This window comes from Gilvimarinus sp. 1_MG-2023 (genome assembly GCF_030548285.1).
Map to the genome: position 1 here is coordinate 1 of NZ_JAUOSC010000816.1, position 287 is coordinate 287.

Below are 287 nucleotides of genomic sequence, written 5' to 3' on the forward strand. Positions count from 1 at the left end.
CAGCAGCGCCAGCTGTTCGACGATCTGGTCCATGTCGCACTGCAACATCTCGGCCGGGCTTTCACCGATGCGCAGACGATTCAGTTTCTGCAGATTAGGCAGGCCTTCCAGAAACAGTACGCGTTCAATCAGTTCATCAGCCTGTTTCATATCCTTGATGGATTTTTTGAAGCATTTTTTGTCGAGTGCTTCGAAACCCCAGTTCTTATACATGCGGGCATGCAGGAAATACTGGTTGATCGAAGTCAGCTCAATGGTTAACACCTGGTTCAGGTATTCAATAACCT

Annotated in this window: 1 protein-coding gene; it reads right to left on the bottom strand. The window is 48.1% G+C overall.

Annotated elements, in window-relative coordinates; all coding sequences use genetic code 11:
• The coding region (gene bfr / locus Q4563_RS19165) for a bacterioferritin (RefSeq protein WP_303605644.1) at positions 1–287 on the bottom strand (287 nt) is incomplete at both ends.